Below are 15143 nucleotides of genomic sequence, written 5' to 3'. Positions count from 1 at the left end.
GATGCGCTCGCCCGTGATGCCTTAGTGATGCATTAGCGCGCCAGAATCGTGATGCAGGCCACTGCTTCTTCGATTCCATACAGGCCGCCACCGTTCTCTGCGACAGCGATCCGCGCGTTGTCGACCTGACGCGGGCCTGCTTCGCCGCGCAACTGCGTGACGAGCTCATGCACCTGTCCGAGACCCGTCGCACCGACTGGGTGTCCCTTCGACTCCAGGCCGCCCGACGGGTTGACCGGGATCCGGCCGCCGATTGACGTTTCGCCACGCTCGGAGAACGGGCCGCCGTCGCCGAAGTCGCAGAAGCCGAGATTCTCGATCTGGACGATCTCACCCATCGCGGTCGCGTCATGCACTTCCGCCACCGACACGTCCTTCGGACCGACGCCAGCCAGCTCGTACGCGCGTCGCGATGCCTGCACGGTGACATGCTGCTCGATGTCGTCGGGCGAGCGGTCCGTGCCGCTCTGGACCACCGAGGCTAGCACGCGGATCGCGCGTTTCGGATCGATGTTCAAACGCTTGAGCGCGTCGGCCGTGCACAGGATGGCAGCAGCAGCGCCGTCAGACACCGGCGAGCACATCGGCAGCGTGAACGGGTAGGTAATGGGCGGCGCGGCCAGGACTTCTTCCACGGTGTAGGCGACCCGGTATTGCGACAGCGGGTTGTGCACCGAATGACGGTGGTTCTTCGCCGACACGGCGGCGATCTGGCGCTGCGTGGTGCCGAAGCGTTTCATGTGCGCGCGGGAGAACGCCGCGTACACGTCCATGAACACGCTATAGGGCTTCGGCGACGTCGATCCAGCCGGAATCTCGACGCCTTCGCCGATGCGCAACAACTCGGCGTGAATTTCTTTCGCGCGCGAAACATCGAGTGCGCTGTCGAAGACCGAGAACATGCGCTCGCGGTCTTCGGAAAACATTTTTTCGGCGCCTACAGCCAGCGCAACGTCCCCGGCGCCCGAGCGCAGATGGTTGACCGCCAGCACGAATGCACTGCTGCCGCTCGCGCAAGCATTCTCGACGTTCACGACCGGGATGCCGCCGATACCCATGTCTCGCAGCGCGATTTCGCCACGAATCATGTGCTGACCGTCCATGTGACCCTGCGATGCATTACCGTAGAACGCCGCTTCCAGAGCGCTCTTTTCGATGCCCGCGTCCTTGAGCGCCGCTTCGGTAGCATTGCGCACCAGCGATTTGATGCTCTGGTCGAGTAGCCGGCCGAACGGCGTCATGCCGACACCAACCACATAGATGTCTTTCATTTTGATTCCCAGATTGTTTGAGGATAGGCTATCTGATGCGGCTAATTCTACTTTCGAGTAAACGCATAGTCGATAGGGTAAAAGTCCATGTTTACCCGGCTGTCTGTGCGTCTTCGGCGTGCGCGAGCAACTCGTTGTCATGCTCGCCGACAGCGGGTACCCCGCGCGTAGGTCCGGGGTGCACGCCGTTGAAGACAAGTGGCTGCGCAACATGCCAGGCGCGACGCCCGTCGCGCTCGTCAACCTCGCAGAACATGCCGCGCGCGCGGAAGTGCGGGTCATTCACGACTTCGTCGAGACTATTCACCGGCGCCCAAGGCACGCCCGCCTGATCGAGCAGTGGCGCCCATTGAGCGCGCGGCCTATGCCGCAGCGCTTCAGAAATGCGGGCGCGAAGTTCAGCTTCGCGCGGTGCGCGTTCGGCGTTCTTTACCTGCGCGATATCGGTGAGGCCGAGAAGCTCGCATAGAGGGGCCCAGAACCAGTCTTCGTGCGCGATTGACAGCGTCAGCAGAAGGTCGTCTTCGCAACGGAATACGCCGTAAGCGGGCTGCGCGTTGATTTCAGCCATGCCGAGGCGTCCGCCGTTCATCGCTGGCGAAAGGAACACGCTCATCCACGACACGAGGCCGTCGGTCATCGACACGTCGACATACTGGCCGAGCCCGGTGCGAGAGCGCTCGAGCAGTGCAGCAAGACAGCCTGTGACGGCGAACATCGCAGCGGAGAGGTCGCCAATCGCAAGCTCAGGTGGTGCTTCGATCTGGCCGCTGGCGGCCTGGCGATGCAACAGGCCTGCGATTGCCTGATACGACAGATCGTGCGCGGGCCGGTCACGATACGGGCCGTTCTGGCCGAAACCCGAGATCGACAGATAGACGATGCGCGGATTGAGCTTCGCGACATCGCCGTAGCCGAAGCCGAGGCGTGCCATCGTGCCGGGACGGAAGCCTTCCATCAGCACGTCCGCGGAAGAGATCAGTTCGCGCAGCGCTGCGCGTCCCGCGTCGGTTTTCAGGTCGACGCCGACTGAACGTTTGCCGCGGTTGAGTGCGGCGTGAAAGTCGGGCAGCTGACGGGCAGGGTCGCCGGCGGGCGGCCGCTCGACCACGATCACGTCGGCACCCAGATCGGCCATTACCAGCGTGGCGAACGGGCCGGGATACTGTTCGGCAAGACTGAGGATGCGCACACCTTCCAAAGGCAAACTCATACGTGTCTCCTGCTGCGACCCCACCGGGTCGCGTAATCAATGCGCGTGCGCATGGTCTGTCGATGCGCCGCGCCGGGTTCGTTGAAGCGCTATATTGGCATATTTTCTACTGCTGAGTTAGTATAGAAACTAGAAATTTAATTGACGCTTGGCTAATCGAGCGCCCGGCGCTTACACCGAGACTGTTTCAGGAGGAAGACACCATGCAGGACATGCCCGTTATCGCCGAGGTACGGCATGGCGCGATGTGGATCACGCTGAATCGCCCCACAGCGATGAATGCGATTACTCCCGACATGGTTCGGGAAATCGAGCAGGCGCTCGACGAAGCTGAGAAGCGAGACGACGCGCGTGTCGTCGTGCTGACCGGCGCGGGCCGCGCGTTCTGCGCGGGCGCCGATCTGAAATTTGTGCGTGGCGAGCGCGACGGCGACCAGCCGGGCGCGAGCCAGTTCCTCGATGCGCTGCTCGCGCTGCTTAACCGTCTCGAACGTTTTCCCCGGCCGGTTGTTGCGGCCGTGAACGGCATGGCGCTCGCGGGCGGTCTTGAGCTGGTGCTGTGCTGCGACCTGGTGATCGCGGCGGAGTCGGCGCGGTTTGGCGACGCGCATGCGAACTATGGGTTGCTGCCCGGCGGCGGCGGCTCGGTCCGCCTGCCACGCAAGATCGGCGCGACGCGCGCGAAGTACCTGATGTACACCGGCGAATTTGTCTCGGCCGGGTCGATGGAGTCGGCAGGGCTCGTCAATCAGGTCGTCGAGGACGCGGAGCTTGATGCTGTGGTTGACACGCTCGTGAAGACGATGGCCGCCAAGAGTCCGCTCGGTCTGCGCCGAATGAAGACGCTCGTGAACGACGGTCTCGAGCAGCCCGCCGAGGTCGCGCTCCGCCAGGAACTGCTGATGACCGCGCTTCACCAACACAGCGAAGACATCCGCGAGGGGCTTGCCGCGTTCCAGGAAAAACGCGCACCCCAGTTCACCGGCCGCTGAGTCGGCCGGGTGGCCGCTTTCGCATGTGCGCTGCGGCCGCCCCACTCATGGAGACGAGAATGCAGAAGCTATTTCGCGTGAGCGCTGCGGCGCTGCTCGCGTGGACCTTGCTCGCGGGTCTCGACGGTTGCAAGAGCGTGCCAATCGAACAGACGCCGCCAGTTGCGACCGATCAAGACCCCGGAGCCACAGTGAGCGACACCGACGTCGTCCATGCTTACCACTACCTGCTTGGACGGTTGCTGGTCCTGCGTCAGCAACGTCTCGATTTCGAAAAAGACGGGTTTCAATGGAACCACATAGTGCACCGTAAGCCGGGCAGCGTGGAATGGGCAAACCCGAATCTCGACGTGCTCTATTCCGAAGCATGGGTCGCTCTCGACGAGAAGACGTGCGTGCTGCTCGACATTCCGCGTATCGAAGGACGCTATTACACGTGGCAGATGCTGGATGGCTGGGGAGAGACGGTGCTCAATATCAACGAGCGCACGTTTGCCCAACGGCCTTATGGCCGCTACGCGCTGTGTCTGAAGGGCGGGCGCGCGACACCGCCGGCCGACGCACTGCGCATCGATCTGCCGGTCCGGACGATGCGGGTTCTCGCGCGCATCGAGCCCGGCGACGATCCGGCGCAGGCTACAGGTTTGCAGCATGAATTCCGCTTGACGCCGCTCGGTGAGCCCCGGATTGAAGCGCCCATCGAGGTGCCTCTCTTCACGAACGCACGTTTGCCGCGAGCTGAAGCGTTCGACTTCGCTAAGCAGGTTCTGGACGGCCAGCCGGACCTCGCGCCTGGCATGGACGAGGTTCGTGAGAAGGTAAGGGCAGTGGCAGCTCTGGTTCAATCGGACGCAGCGGGACGCACGCGGGTGGACGACGTGATCGCCCGGCAGGCGCTGCCGGCGCTTGCGCAGCGGATGAAAACGCTCGGGCCGACTGGCAATGGCTGGGTCCGGCCCATGACCTTTGGCCACTATGGAAGCGACTACCTCGACCGGACGATTGTCGATCTCGTCGGTATCTGGGCGAACACCCGAACCGAGGTGACGTTCTACGGCATGCCGCATCTGGACGGCAGCGCGACCTATACGCAGACCTACCCGAAAGATGCACCGCCGCAGAGTCTCGCGCGCTACTTCTGGTCGGTCACCGAAGTCGATTCGACTCATTACAAGGTGGTGCCGAATCAGCTGGGGCGTTATGCGCTCAACCGGCAGTCGCGCGTGCAGCCCAATGCGGACGGCTCCGTCACGCTCGCGTTCGGTCCCGCCCGTCCTGACGGCGTCCCCGAATCGAACTGGCTGCCCACGCAGCCTGGCACGAACTACAACCTCACGTTCCGGCTATATGGCCCGGCGATCGACGTGGCGGCAGGTCAGTATTTCCCGCCGCCGCTTGTCAGGCAGCATTGAGCGACTTGCAGAGAAAATCAACGGCTCCCGGGCGGCACATGTGCGCACGCGCTCCGTTGCGCGCCGTCTGCCTGGAGGCGTTCGAAACGTCTAGGCTGCTTTCACGGAGGTCTTGCGCGGACGGGTGCGGATCTTCGCGGATCCGGTCGCGAGTCCGTGCGACATGAAGTTGACAAACACCTCTGCGATCGCCTCGGGGCCGTGATCGCCCTCTGGATTGAACCAGCTCGGAATCCAGTTAATCGAGCCCATCAGCCATGCCACGGCCAGCTTGGGCTCGCAAGGCGCGATCGAACCATCTTCGATGCCCTCCTGGATGTATTCCCTGATACGCAGATCAAAAGCGCGGCGGCGCTTGCGGACGATTTCCTGATGCTCGGGCAGCATGTCGTCGAGCGCGGACACGAACGCGTGCGAAACGAAATCGTCTGTCACCAGCACGATGAACCGGCCGATTGTCTGTTCGAGCTTTTCGAGCCCGGTCTTGCCGTACCGGCCTTCCTCCAGTGCAATGTCACCCATGTCGAGTGCGAGCGTCTGCGTTTCGAACAGTAGCTCGCGCTTGCCCTTCACGTAGTAGTACAGCGCTGCCTTGGTGACGTTTAGCGCCTCGGCCACGTCGTCAAGGGACGTGTTGTGAAACCCCTTCGCCTTGAAAGCCTGGCCCGCCGCGCGGATCAAAGCGGTTTTCTTGAGCTTTTGCAGATCTTCGCGCGACGGCAGCGCGTCTTTCCACCGCGGGGAAGACTCTTTCGATTTTCGGAGGGTGGGAGATTTGCGCGTAGTCGAAGCCATGATGAAGGATCCCGTTCTGATTCAACGCATCTTACCACGCAGTCGAACTGGCTTTGATCGTGCTCTAACGGCAGCAGGAAAGGCTCTGAGAAGGGCAGTCTATCGCCTGATCGGGCCATTCCGACAAAGGAAGGAGAGTTTCAGATTGACAATTTGACCTATAAGAATAAGAATTAACTTTATAGTAGAAAATGTGTTCATCAACGTGGGTCAACGGCGTGCAATCGGGCATGTTCCACGTTGCGGAGCGAGAATTCAGAACGGCGATCGAAGCATCCGGATTACGGAGACAACCATGGCAGACACATCCACAGCATTTCTTACCGAGCAACAGATCATGATTCGCGACTCGGCGCGCCGCATCGCCGAGGAGGTGATCGCGCCGACCGCCGCGAAGCGGGACCGCACGTCGGCATGGCCGCACGCCGAACTGAAGCAGCTCGCGGAGCTTGGCTTTCTCGGCATGCTCGTTCCGGAAGAGTACGGCGGCGTGGGCGCGGGCGTCGTCGAGTTCTGCCTTGCGCAATACGAGTTCGCGGGCGCCGATGCGGGCCTGGCAACGATTTTGCACGTGCATAACTTCACGGCGCTGTGTATCGCCACACACGGCACTGAGGAGCAGAAGCGCCGCTATTTGCCGGCCATGGCGCGTGGCGAATCGATCGGCGCATTCCTGCTGAGCGAGCCGCAGGCCGGCTCCGACACCGCCGCGCTGCGCGCAACGGGCCGCCGCGACGGCGACCATTACGTTCTCGACGGCGCGAAGCAGTTCGTCTCGAACGGCAGCGAAGCGGGCGTTGCAATCGCCTTCGTGCTGACGGACAAGGACGCAGGCAAGCGCGGCGCGAGTACCTTCATCATTGATCCGAAGCAGCCGGGTTACACCGTCACTCGCATCGAAAGCAAACTTGGCCAGCACACCGCACATACGGCAGCGATTTCTCTCGAAGGCTTTCGCGTGCCGCGCGAGAACCTGCTGCGCCCGGAAGGTGAAGGCTATCGCCTCGTCATGTCCGGGTTGTCGGACGGCCGCATCGGCATTGCATTCATCGCGGCTGGCGTTGCACGCGCTGCGCTCGACGCTGCTGTCGCGTATGCGAAGGATCGTGAGGCCTATGGCCGCCCAATTGCGGAACTGCAAGGCGTGAGCTTCGATCTCGCCGATATGGCCGCGCAGGTCGAGATTGCCTTCCAGTACTCACTGCACGCAGCGCGTCTGTGTGCGGAAGGCATCGAATGCTCGAAGGAAGCGTCGATCGCCAAGCTGTTCGCGAGCGAGATCGCTGAAAAGGTGTGCTCGGACGCCATCCAGATTCATGGCGGCTACGGCTACCTGACGGACTTCCCGGTCGAGCGCTATAGCCGCGACGTGCGTGTCTGCAAAATCTACGAAGGCACGAGCCATGTCCAGAAGCTGATCATTGCGCGCAGCCTGGTGTAAAGCCGATGTCCGGCCCATTAAAGGCACCCTGAGCCATGAGCGATAGTTCGATGGGTACAGAACCTGACACGCGTTCGCTCAGCCGATGACGTCATCAATCACTGCAAGACGCTGATTGCCAGCTACAAGTGTCCCCGCAGCGTCGAGTTCGTCGACGAGTTACCGCTGTCCGGCGCGGGCAAGGTACTCAAGACGTGCTTGCGCGAGCCATTCTGGAACCGCCGCGCTGGCAACGTTGCATGACTTTTTTTAACCGATTTATCGCGGAGCACACCATGAGCCGAGATGTCTACGTAGCCGGCATCGGCATGATCCCCTTCACCAAGCCCGGTGCGAACGAACCCTATCCGAAGATGGCCGCACGGGCGACAGCTGCCGCGCTGGACGACGCGGGCATTAGCTACTCGCAGGTACAGCAGTGCTATGTCGGCTACGTGTACGGCGATTCAACCGCTGGCCAGCGCGCGCTCTACAAAGTCGGCATGACCGGTGTGCCGGTCATCAACGTGAACAACAACTGCTCGACGGGTTCGACGGCACTTTATCTCGCCCGTCAGGCCGTGGCGAGCGGCGCGGCGGAATGCGTTCTCGCACTCGGCTTCGAGCAGATGAATCCAGGTGCGCTCGGCACGATTTTCAAGGACCGTCCGTCGCCGTTCGATCATTTCGACACGATAGCGGAGGACCTGGTTGGCGCGACAGAAGTGCCGCCTGCATTGCGCTATTTCGGCGGCGCAGGACTTGCGCACATGAAGCAGTACGGCACGAAGCTTTCGACGTTCGCAAAGATCCGCGCGAAGGCAAGCCGTCACGCTGCTAACAATCCCCTCGCGGTGTTCCGCAACATCGTCACCGAAGACGAGGTCATGGCCTCTCCGATGGTGTGGGAAGGGGTGATGACGCGGCTGATGGCGTGCCCGCCTACCAGTGGTGCCGCAGCGGCGATCATCTGCTCGGAGCAGTTCGCGCACCAGCATGGCCTGAACCGTCAGGTGAAGATCGCCGGGCAGGCGATGACAACTGATTTCCGTGCCACCTTCGAGAGCCGCGACATGCGCGAGGTCGCAGGTGTCGGAATGACAAAGGCGGCAGCGCGCCAGGTGTACGACCAGGCGGGCATCGGCCCACAAGACATCGACGTGATCGAACTGCACGACTGCTTCGCGCACAACGAGCTTCTGACCTATGAAGCGCTGGGTCTCTGCGCGGAAGGTGACGCGGAGAAGTTCGTCGTCGATGGCGACAACACGTATGGCGGCAAGTTCGTGACCAACCCGTCGGGTGGCCTGCTGTCGAAGGGGCATCCGCTGGGCGCGACCGGCATTGCGCAATGCGTGGAGCTGGTCCAGCAGCTGCGTGGCACCGCGGACGCGCGCCAGGTGTCCAACGCACGGCTCGCATTGCAACACAACGTCGGGCTGGGTGGCGCGTGCGTCGTGACGCTGTACGAGCGCGTCTGAGTGCCTGATGGCGCTTCGATCGACTTCACACTGAATCATCAACAGGAGTAACGTCCGATGGACTTTCGACCGGACATGGGCCTCGATACCTTTCGTCAGCAGGTGCGCGCGTTCCTTCGCGACAACTTGCCGACCGACCTGGCGGGCTCACAGCACGGTGTGCGTTCGCCGCGCGCCGATCTCGTGTGCTGGCAACGCATTCTCAACCAGCATGGTTGGGGTGCACCCTACTGGGCGGCAGAGCATGGCGGCACCGGCTGGACTGCGCAACAGCGCCTGGCCTTCGACGAGGAATGCGCGATAGCGGGCGCACCGACCCAGGATGTGTTCGGACAGCGGCTGCTCGGTCCCGTGCTGAATCACTTCGGCACGGCGGAACAGAAAGCTCAACACTTGCCACCGATCTTCAATGGGGACCGTCTGTGGTGCCAGGGATTTTCCGAGCCTGGCTCCGGTTCCGATCTCGCTTCGCTGCGCACGCAGGCTGTACGTGAAGGTGACCACTACGTCGTGAACGGGCAGAAGATCTGGACCAGCTACGCACATCAAGCGGACTGGATCTTTCTGCTGGTGCGCACGGACCCGTCCGCGAAAAAACAGGCCGGCATCAGCTTCCTGCTCGTCGATATGAGAACGCCGGGCATCACCGTGCGGCCCATACTTACGATCGACGGCTGCCATCACCTGAACGAGACGTTCTTCGACAACGTGCGTGTGCCGGTGGACAACTGTGTCGGAGGCGAGGGCGCGGGTTGGAACGTCACGAAGTTTCTGCTCAACAACGAGCATGCGGCAACGGCCGATCTGCCGACGCTCGTCCGCTTTCGGCGGCAATTGCGCAAGCTCGCGGCGACGCTGGTGGTGGACGGCAAGCCGCTGATCGAGCGGCCCGAATTTGCGCAACGGCTCGTGCGCCTCGAAGCCGAATTACAAGCCATTGGCATGATGGTGCAGCGCGTTGCGGCCATGGAGGAAGACCACAGCCCCACTGCTCACGTGATGGGCTCGATGCTCAAGATTCGTGGCACTGAACTGCAGCAGCGGATGAGCGAGTTTCTCGTCGAGTCGCTGGGCGACTACGGGGCCTATGCCTATGCTGATGCAGGTGCGCAGCGGGACTCCGGCGCGACGCACGACGCGTTGCCGATGCCTGCGCCAGGTCTTGGACCGGGTATTGCCAGTGAAATGTTTTTCCGGCGTGCGTCGACGATTTACGGCGGCACCAGCGAGGTTCAGCGCGGAATCATTGCCAAGCTGATGTTTCAACTCTGACGCGACAGATCACCATGAACTTCCAGTTGAATTCGGAGCAGCAGATGCTGCAGGACAGCGTGCGTCGCTATATCGAGCGAGCGTACGCATTCGACAGGCGCACTGCGCAGGTCAGGGCAGGCCGCGATCATCATGCGGTGAACTGGTCGTCGTTCGCCGAGAACGGCTGGCTCGCGGCGGCACTCCCAGAAGAGTACGGCGGCCTGGGCGGATCGGTGCTCGACACCGTGCTGATCGCGCAGGAGCTGGGGCGCGGTCTGGTGGTCGATCCCTTCGTTGGCTGCGCGGTGCTCGCCGCGCAGACCTTCGTGGCGGCGGCCACGCCCGCGCAGCTGGACGTACTGCTGCCGCGCGTCGCTGAAGGCACATGCCGCATCGCGCTCGCGTACCAGGAAGCATCATCGCGCGGTAAGCCGACAGTCGTCGACACGCTCGCGACTCGCGACGCGAGTAGCTTCCGGCTCCACGGACAGAAGACACTCGTGCTGGGCGCGCCCGGCGCAGACCACTTCATCGTGTCGGCGCGTATTGCTGATCACGCTGCAAGCGACGATAACCTGACGCTCTTGCTCATCGACGCGACCGCGCCGGGTGTGACGATGCGTGCGGTGCCACTGCACGACGGAAGCTGGGCGGCGCAGTTGCAGTTTGACGGCGTACAGGTTGGCCAGCAAGCGGTGCTCGGTGAACCAGGGTGCGGTCTGTCCGCGCTTCGTCACGGCCTTGCGCACGGAACCGCAGCGCTGTGCGCAGAACTTGTTGGCGCGATGGAAGCCGCGATCGTCGCAACTGCCGAGCATCTTAAGGTCCGTAAGCAATTCGGTGTGCCGATCGGCAGCTTTCAGGCGTTGCAACACCGGATGGCAGACATGGCTGCCGAGATGGAGCTTGCACGCTCGATGCTGTACGCGCTGCTGGCATCCCTCGAAAACGACGACGCGGCGACGCGTCAGCACACTGCATCAGCTGCAAAAGCGCTGGTTGGCCGTGTGGCGAAGCAGGTGTGCGCTCAGGCAATCCAGTTGCACGGAGGGATCGGCATGACCGAGGAATACACGATTGGTCATTATTTCAAACGCGCGGTCGTTGCCGACATTCTGTTCGGCACCAGCGACCAGCACGACGCCGATCGCGGGGCATTGCTGCGCGATGCGTCAAGTTCTTCCACGGAAATGGCATGAAGCACTACGGAAGCATCGAGGCGTTAAAGCCGCTTGTCGGGGAATCGATCGGCACTAGCGACTGGCTCGTCGTCGATCAGCACCGCATCAATCAATTTGCGGATTCGACCGGTGATCATCAGTGGATCCACGTCGATGTCGAGCGCGCTCGCAGCGGCCCATTCGGCGTGCCGATTGCGCACGGCTTCCTGACTTTGAGCCTGATGCCCGCATTTCTCGAGACGGCGTTCGAGGTGCGTGGCATCGGTTCGGCGCTCAACTATGGCCTCGACAAGGTGCGATTTGTAGCACCGGTTCCCGTGAATTCGAGCTTGCGCGCGCAGTTCAGGCTTGTCGAATGGGAACCGCTGGGAACCAGCGGAGCACAAATCAAGGTCGAGATGATTGTGGAAATCAACGGGCAGAGCAAGCCCGCCTGTGTGGCCGAATCCATCATGCGTTTCTTCTGCTGACCCGCGCGGCCTGTACTTAATGAGATCGAGATAATGAACATTCGTTTTGACGGCAAAGTCGCCATCGTCACAGGAGCAGGTGCGGGCCTTGGGCGCCAGCACGCACTCGCTCTTGCCGCACGCGGCGCAGCAGTGGTGGTCAACGATTTCGGCGCAAATCGGGACGGTACCGGCGGATCGTCCGCGTCAGCGCAAGCAGTCGTGGAGGAAATCCGCGCGATGGGTGGTAGCGCAATCGCGCACGGTGCCAATGTCGCCGACTATGCACAGGTCGCCGACATGGTCGCGCAGGCGATGTCCACGTTCGACCGCGTCGACATCCTGATCAACAATGCGGGCATCTTGCGCGACAAGAGTTTCGCAAAGATGGACCTGTCGGAGTTCAAGGCGGTGCTCGATGTCCACCTGATGGGCTCGGTGAATTGCACGAAAGCAGCGTGGGACATCATGCGCGAGCAGAAGTACGGCCGCATCGTCATGACGACGTCTGCAGCCGGGCTCTATGGGAACTTCGGCCAGGCCAACTACGGCGCAGCCAAGATGGCGCTGGTCGGGCTGATGAACGTGCTCCATCAGGAAGGCATCAAGAACAATATCAAGGTCAACACGATTGCGCCAATCGCGGCGACCCGCATGACCGGGGAATTGTTGCCTGCCGCCGCGCTCGACGCGATCCGCCCCGAGCGTGTCACGCCTGGCGTGCTGTTCCTGTGCAGTGACGACGCACCCTCCAGGGTCGTGCTATCCGCAGGCGGCGGCTCTTTTTCAGCCGCAGCAGTGATGGAGACTGCGCCGTGCCATCTGCGTGACGAGGAACTGACACCGGAGACGATCGCTCGCCGCTTTAGCGAAATTGCAGACTGGAGCAATGCGCGCGCGTATAGCGAAGCAGGGGAAGAGGTGCAGCGGTTTATCAATGGCGCGGTAGAAGCTCTGCGCGGATGAGAACCGGATGGACCCGGAGGCCGCAGATTGCGTGCAAGGAGTGCACGGAGCATCGCGTGTACACAGGACGCGGTGCGAGCCGGTGGAAAATTTGAGGAGGCAGGTTTCAAGGTTCTGGTTGCGGTGAAGAGAGTGGTGGATTGCTATGGCGAGTTCTTCGGTGTGGGGGGAAGGTATGGTGCGGCTGCAGGCATACAATAGCTTGCAATTTATTCAGGTTATTGAAGCAATGATCTGGCATGTGGAATCTGGGGTCCGTTAATCTTCTACTCACCAATGTCCAAGCAAGCGAGGCCGTCGATGAACGCATTCGTTAGTCCGTCATATTTGATTGGCGCTGTCAGCGCTTTCGGCATCTCCCGGCTTGAATTCAGACAATCAGGATTCGTCTTCGCATTGGGCATCTCCCTTGCCGTGAGCGGTTGTGCTACCGATGGGAAGCAGCCTTCCGCAGGCAAGACGGCACCCACCGTTCAGACGGCCGTCTCCGACACGGATATTGTTGACGCCTACTACTACCTTCTTGGCAGGGTGCTCGTGCTTCGCCAGGAGCACCTCGACTTTGAGAAAGAGCAGTTCGAGTGGAACAAACTGATCTATCGCAGCCCGGCCGGTGTCGCATGGGCCAACCCGAATCTTGATGTCGTCTATTCTGAGGCATGGATCGCCGTCGATGAAAAGACTTGTGTGTTGCTGAGCATACCGAAGATCACAGGACGCTACTACACGTGGCAAATGCTCAACGGCTGGGGCGAGACCCTGGTCAATATCAATGAGCGAACTTTTCCGCAACATCCCTGGGGCAATTTCGCCCTGTGCCTCAAAGGTAGCGAAGTTCAGCCGCCCCAAGATGCGCTTCGCGTCGATTTGCCGGCCAAAACTGCACGAGTACTGGCACGTATTGAACTGGGTAGCAATCCCAGGGAAGCGTTGCGTTTGCAACGTCAGTTCAAACTGACGGCCAAGGGGCGTGTCCAGCCGGACAAGCCGGTCGACGTCCCCATGTTTGAGGGCAACCACCTGCCCGGGGCCGAGATATTCGATGGTGCCGACTCGATTCTCGCAAGCGAACCCGACATCAATCCCGGCATGGAGGATGTCCGCGCCAAACTGGCAGGCGTGGAGTCGCTCCTTACATCGGGCGCGCCCGGACGGGCCCGAGTGGAGAAGGTCGTGACTGAGCAGGCGGTGCCCGCACTCCCCGGCATGCTAGCAACAATTGGTACGGCGAAGAACGGTTGGGCGCATCCGCGGCGCAACGGTAACTATGGTGACGACTACCGGATGCGCACGTTGGCTAACCTGACCGGTATCTGGGCTAACAACCCGCAGGAGGTTACCTACTTCGGTGCGCAGGGTCTGGATGGCGGGGTTTCCTACACCATGACATTTCCGTCGGATGCACGCCCGAAAGACAAGGTCCGGTATTTCTGGTCAGTCATCGCAGTTGACGCAAAGGAATACCATGTGCTGCCCACTTCCACCAAGCGTTACTTACTCAATAAGCAGTCGCCACTGAAATACAATGTCGATGGCTCGCTGACGCTCGCTTTCGGTCCGCATGCCCCGAAGAGCGTGCCAGAAAGCAACTGGCTACCGACGGTCGAAGGGCTGAAATACAACCTCACGTTCCGATTCTACGGCCCCGTCACAGATGTGACGGACGGCACTTATTATCCGCCTCCACTGATTGGGGGCGACTAGAATCCGATCGCTGACCGGTGTCGGGAGCGGCATGTCGGGCGCGCTTCTCGACTGCAGAAATCGGCCGCTCGAAGCGGCGTTGTCAGGTCGCGAGGCCAGTCAGAGGTAGCCTCACCGTTCGGACAGTCTAATCGACGGCCGCCTGGCGCCGCCCGTCACGTGATTTCAACCTTGAGAGGAGAGGCTGAAACGGTGACGCAGAAACTCAGATTCAGCGCAGGCCAGGCGTTCAATTCGATCATCGCGAAGATTCAGGGCAGGCATGTCGTCCGTGAGCTGTCCTTGCGGCGGCGTTGGCTGTTGACACTAGTCGGGGAGCCTGGATCCAAGCAAAAGTATATCGACCAGCCTCTTTGCACTTTGCTGCCAGTCCGGAGCAGACGCGACATTGGACACGCCGACGAGCGCGCGAAGCAGATCCAATGGCTCGAGATCAGGGCGGATATCCCCACTCGCGATAGCGCGCATGACGAGCGACTGGATTGCGTCCTTGATCTGCGCGCCGGACGATTCGAATAGCTTCGTCGGCCCCCCTACGATCGAATTCAATGCTGGCGCGATGATCTTCTTCGTGGCGATGTAGTCGACGAAGAGCAACATCCAGGCTCGCAACGCATCGAGTGGGGGCAGCGAATCGGACAGTCTGCGCTCTTCCTGGGCGAGTTTCGCGACCTCGGCACGGTAGACACTCTCGAGCAGTGCCTCGCGCGTCGGAAAATGCCGGTAGAGCGTGCCTACGCCGACCCCCGCCTGACGGGCGACGTCCTCCATGCTGATTTCGCCTGCGGCGCGCGTGAACGCCGTTTTCGCTTCGTCAAGAATGCGCTCGCGATTGCGCAGCGCGTCGGCTCTAGGTTTTCGTTCTTTTGGCGTCGGATCGTTCATTTATACGTTGAAGGCTTGCAAACGGAGGGTGACTCCGTTTAGTATCGTAAAAACGGAGGCAAGCTCCGTTTTATCCCGGGCTGGGAATGACGTCAACCTTGATTGTGCTGGAGCGGCGGA

Annotated in this window: 13 protein-coding genes and 1 pseudogene; 10 read left to right on the top strand and 4 right to left on the bottom strand. The window is 61.4% G+C overall.

The annotated features are described in order from the left end of the window. Nucleotides 1-32 precede the first annotated feature (32 nt). Both B0G74_RS36000 and B0G74_RS35995 read right to left on the bottom strand, forming a co-directional pair. On the bottom strand, nucleotides 33-1271 hold the full coding sequence (locus B0G74_RS36000) for a thiolase family protein (protein ID WP_132381127.1): 1239 nt from the start codon (nucleotides 1269-1271) through the stop codon (nucleotides 33-35). Between the two features lie 91 nt (nucleotides 1272-1362). Beyond that, nucleotides 1363-2484 carry a CaiB/BaiF CoA-transferase family protein gene (locus B0G74_RS35995; protein WP_132381125.1) on the bottom strand — a complete coding sequence of 374 codons (1122 nt, stop codon included), beginning with the start codon at nucleotides 2482-2484 and terminating at the stop codon, nucleotides 1363-1365. 203 nt (nucleotides 2485-2687) lie between these two features. On the opposite strand from B0G74_RS35995, the gene B0G74_RS35990 reads away from it, so the two are divergent. Continuing rightward, on the top strand, nucleotides 2688-3476 hold the full coding sequence (locus tag B0G74_RS35990) for an enoyl-CoA hydratase/isomerase family protein (RefSeq protein WP_132381123.1): 789 nt from the start codon (nucleotides 2688-2690) through the stop codon (nucleotides 3474-3476). Between the two features lie 59 nt (nucleotides 3477-3535). Continuing rightward, the gene (locus tag B0G74_RS35985; RefSeq protein WP_132381121.1) at nucleotides 3536-4888 is read left to right on the top strand and encodes a DUF1214 domain-containing protein; all 1353 of its coding nucleotides are present in this window, start codon (nucleotides 3536-3538) and stop codon (nucleotides 4886-4888) included. A gap of 90 nt (nucleotides 4889-4978) precedes the next feature. Here the strand turns inward: B0G74_RS35985 and B0G74_RS35980 are convergent, their stop codons facing one another. Continuing rightward, nucleotides 4979-5683 (bottom strand): TetR/AcrR family transcriptional regulator, encoded by a 705-nt coding sequence (locus B0G74_RS35980; protein ID WP_132381119.1) that lies wholly within the window; start codon nucleotides 5681-5683, stop codon nucleotides 4979-4981. Nucleotides 5684-5978: 295 nt separating this feature from the next. Between B0G74_RS35980 and B0G74_RS35975 the strand changes: the two genes are divergently transcribed. The 8 genes and pseudogenes from B0G74_RS35975 (at nucleotide 5979) to B0G74_RS35940 (ending at nucleotide 14138) form a co-directional block, all read left to right on the top strand. Further along, nucleotides 5979-7124, top strand: a complete 1146-nt coding sequence (locus tag B0G74_RS35975) for an acyl-CoA dehydrogenase family protein (RefSeq protein ID WP_132381117.1) — start codon at nucleotides 5979-5981, stop codon at nucleotides 7122-7124. Between the two features lie 81 nt (nucleotides 7125-7205). After that, a pseudogene (locus B0G74_RS35970) lies at nucleotides 7206-7367 on the top strand (fatty-acid--CoA ligase); the annotation flags it as partial. Between the two features lie 32 nt (nucleotides 7368-7399). Further along, nucleotides 7400-8584, top strand: coding sequence for a lipid-transfer protein (locus B0G74_RS35965; RefSeq protein ID WP_132381115.1), 1185 nt, complete (start codon nucleotides 7400-7402; stop codon nucleotides 8582-8584). Between the two features lie 57 nt (nucleotides 8585-8641). Beyond that, entirely contained in the window at nucleotides 8642-9856 is a 1215-nt protein-coding gene (locus B0G74_RS35960) for an acyl-CoA dehydrogenase family protein (protein WP_132381113.1), read from the top strand. A 14-nt stretch (nucleotides 9857-9870) separates the two neighbouring features. Beyond that, nucleotides 9871-11037, top strand: a complete 1167-nt coding sequence (locus tag B0G74_RS35955; RefSeq protein ID WP_132381111.1) for an acyl-CoA dehydrogenase family protein — start codon at nucleotides 9871-9873, stop codon at nucleotides 11035-11037. Continuing rightward, nucleotides 11034-11489, top strand: coding sequence for a MaoC family dehydratase (locus B0G74_RS35950; RefSeq protein WP_132381109.1), 456 nt, complete (start codon nucleotides 11034-11036; stop codon nucleotides 11487-11489). The genes B0G74_RS35955 and B0G74_RS35950 overlap by 4 nt, the downstream gene beginning before the upstream one ends. Before the next feature lie 33 nt (nucleotides 11490-11522). Next, the gene (locus B0G74_RS35945; RefSeq protein ID WP_132381107.1) at nucleotides 11523-12434 is read left to right on the top strand and encodes an SDR family NAD(P)-dependent oxidoreductase; all 912 of its coding nucleotides are present in this window, start codon (nucleotides 11523-11525) and stop codon (nucleotides 12432-12434) included. A gap of 300 nt (nucleotides 12435-12734) precedes the next feature. Beyond that, nucleotides 12735-14138 carry a DUF1214 domain-containing protein gene (locus B0G74_RS35940; RefSeq protein WP_132381105.1) on the top strand — a complete coding sequence of 468 codons (1404 nt, stop codon included), beginning with the start codon at nucleotides 12735-12737 and terminating at the stop codon, nucleotides 14136-14138. A 306-nt stretch (nucleotides 14139-14444) separates the two neighbouring features. On the opposite strand, the gene B0G74_RS35935 is transcribed toward B0G74_RS35940, so the two are convergent. Further along, nucleotides 14445-15023, bottom strand: a complete 579-nt coding sequence (locus tag B0G74_RS35935; protein ID WP_132381103.1) for a TetR/AcrR family transcriptional regulator — start codon at nucleotides 15021-15023, stop codon at nucleotides 14445-14447. Nucleotides 15024-15143 lie beyond the last annotated feature (120 nt).

It is taken from the genome of Paraburkholderia sp. BL9I2N2, from assembly GCF_004339745.1.
Classification (GTDB): Bacteria; Pseudomonadota; Gammaproteobacteria; order Burkholderiales; family Burkholderiaceae; genus Paraburkholderia.
Note: the sequence above shows the minus strand (reverse complement) of the source record. Positions and strands in the feature narration are given on the sequence as shown.

Bases quoted from the DNA above. Each gene is read 5' to 3' on its own strand.
- B0G74_RS36000 (WP_132381127.1), bottom strand. From the start codon at position 1,271: ATGAAAGACATCTATGTGGTTGGTGTCGGCATGACGCCGTTCGGCCGG.
- B0G74_RS35995 (WP_132381125.1), bottom strand. From the start codon at position 2,484: ATGAGTTTGCCTTTGGAAGGTGTGCGCATCCTCAGTCTTGCCGAACAG.
- B0G74_RS35990 (WP_132381123.1), top strand. From the start codon at position 2,688: ATGCAGGACATGCCCGTTATCGCCGAGGTACGGCATGGCGCGATGTGG.
- B0G74_RS35985 (WP_132381121.1), top strand. From the start codon at position 3,536: ATGCAGAAGCTATTTCGCGTGAGCGCTGCGGCGCTGCTCGCGTGGACC.
- B0G74_RS35980 (WP_132381119.1), bottom strand. From the start codon at position 5,683: ATGGCTTCGACTACGCGCAAATCTCCCACCCTCCGAAAATCGAAAGAG.
- B0G74_RS35975 (WP_132381117.1), top strand. From the start codon at position 5,979: ATGGCAGACACATCCACAGCATTTCTTACCGAGCAACAGATCATGATT.
- B0G74_RS35965 (WP_132381115.1), top strand. From the start codon at position 7,400: ATGAGCCGAGATGTCTACGTAGCCGGCATCGGCATGATCCCCTTCACC.
- B0G74_RS35960 (WP_132381113.1), top strand. From the start codon at position 8,642: ATGGACTTTCGACCGGACATGGGCCTCGATACCTTTCGTCAGCAGGTG.
- B0G74_RS35955 (WP_132381111.1), top strand. From the start codon at position 9,871: ATGAACTTCCAGTTGAATTCGGAGCAGCAGATGCTGCAGGACAGCGTG.
- B0G74_RS35950 (WP_132381109.1), top strand. From the start codon at position 11,034: ATGAAGCACTACGGAAGCATCGAGGCGTTAAAGCCGCTTGTCGGGGAA.
- B0G74_RS35945 (WP_132381107.1), top strand. From the start codon at position 11,523: ATGAACATTCGTTTTGACGGCAAAGTCGCCATCGTCACAGGAGCAGGT.
- B0G74_RS35940 (WP_132381105.1), top strand. From the start codon at position 12,735: ATGAACGCATTCGTTAGTCCGTCATATTTGATTGGCGCTGTCAGCGCT.
- B0G74_RS35935 (WP_132381103.1), bottom strand. From the start codon at position 15,023: ATGAACGATCCGACGCCAAAAGAACGAAAACCTAGAGCCGACGCGCTG.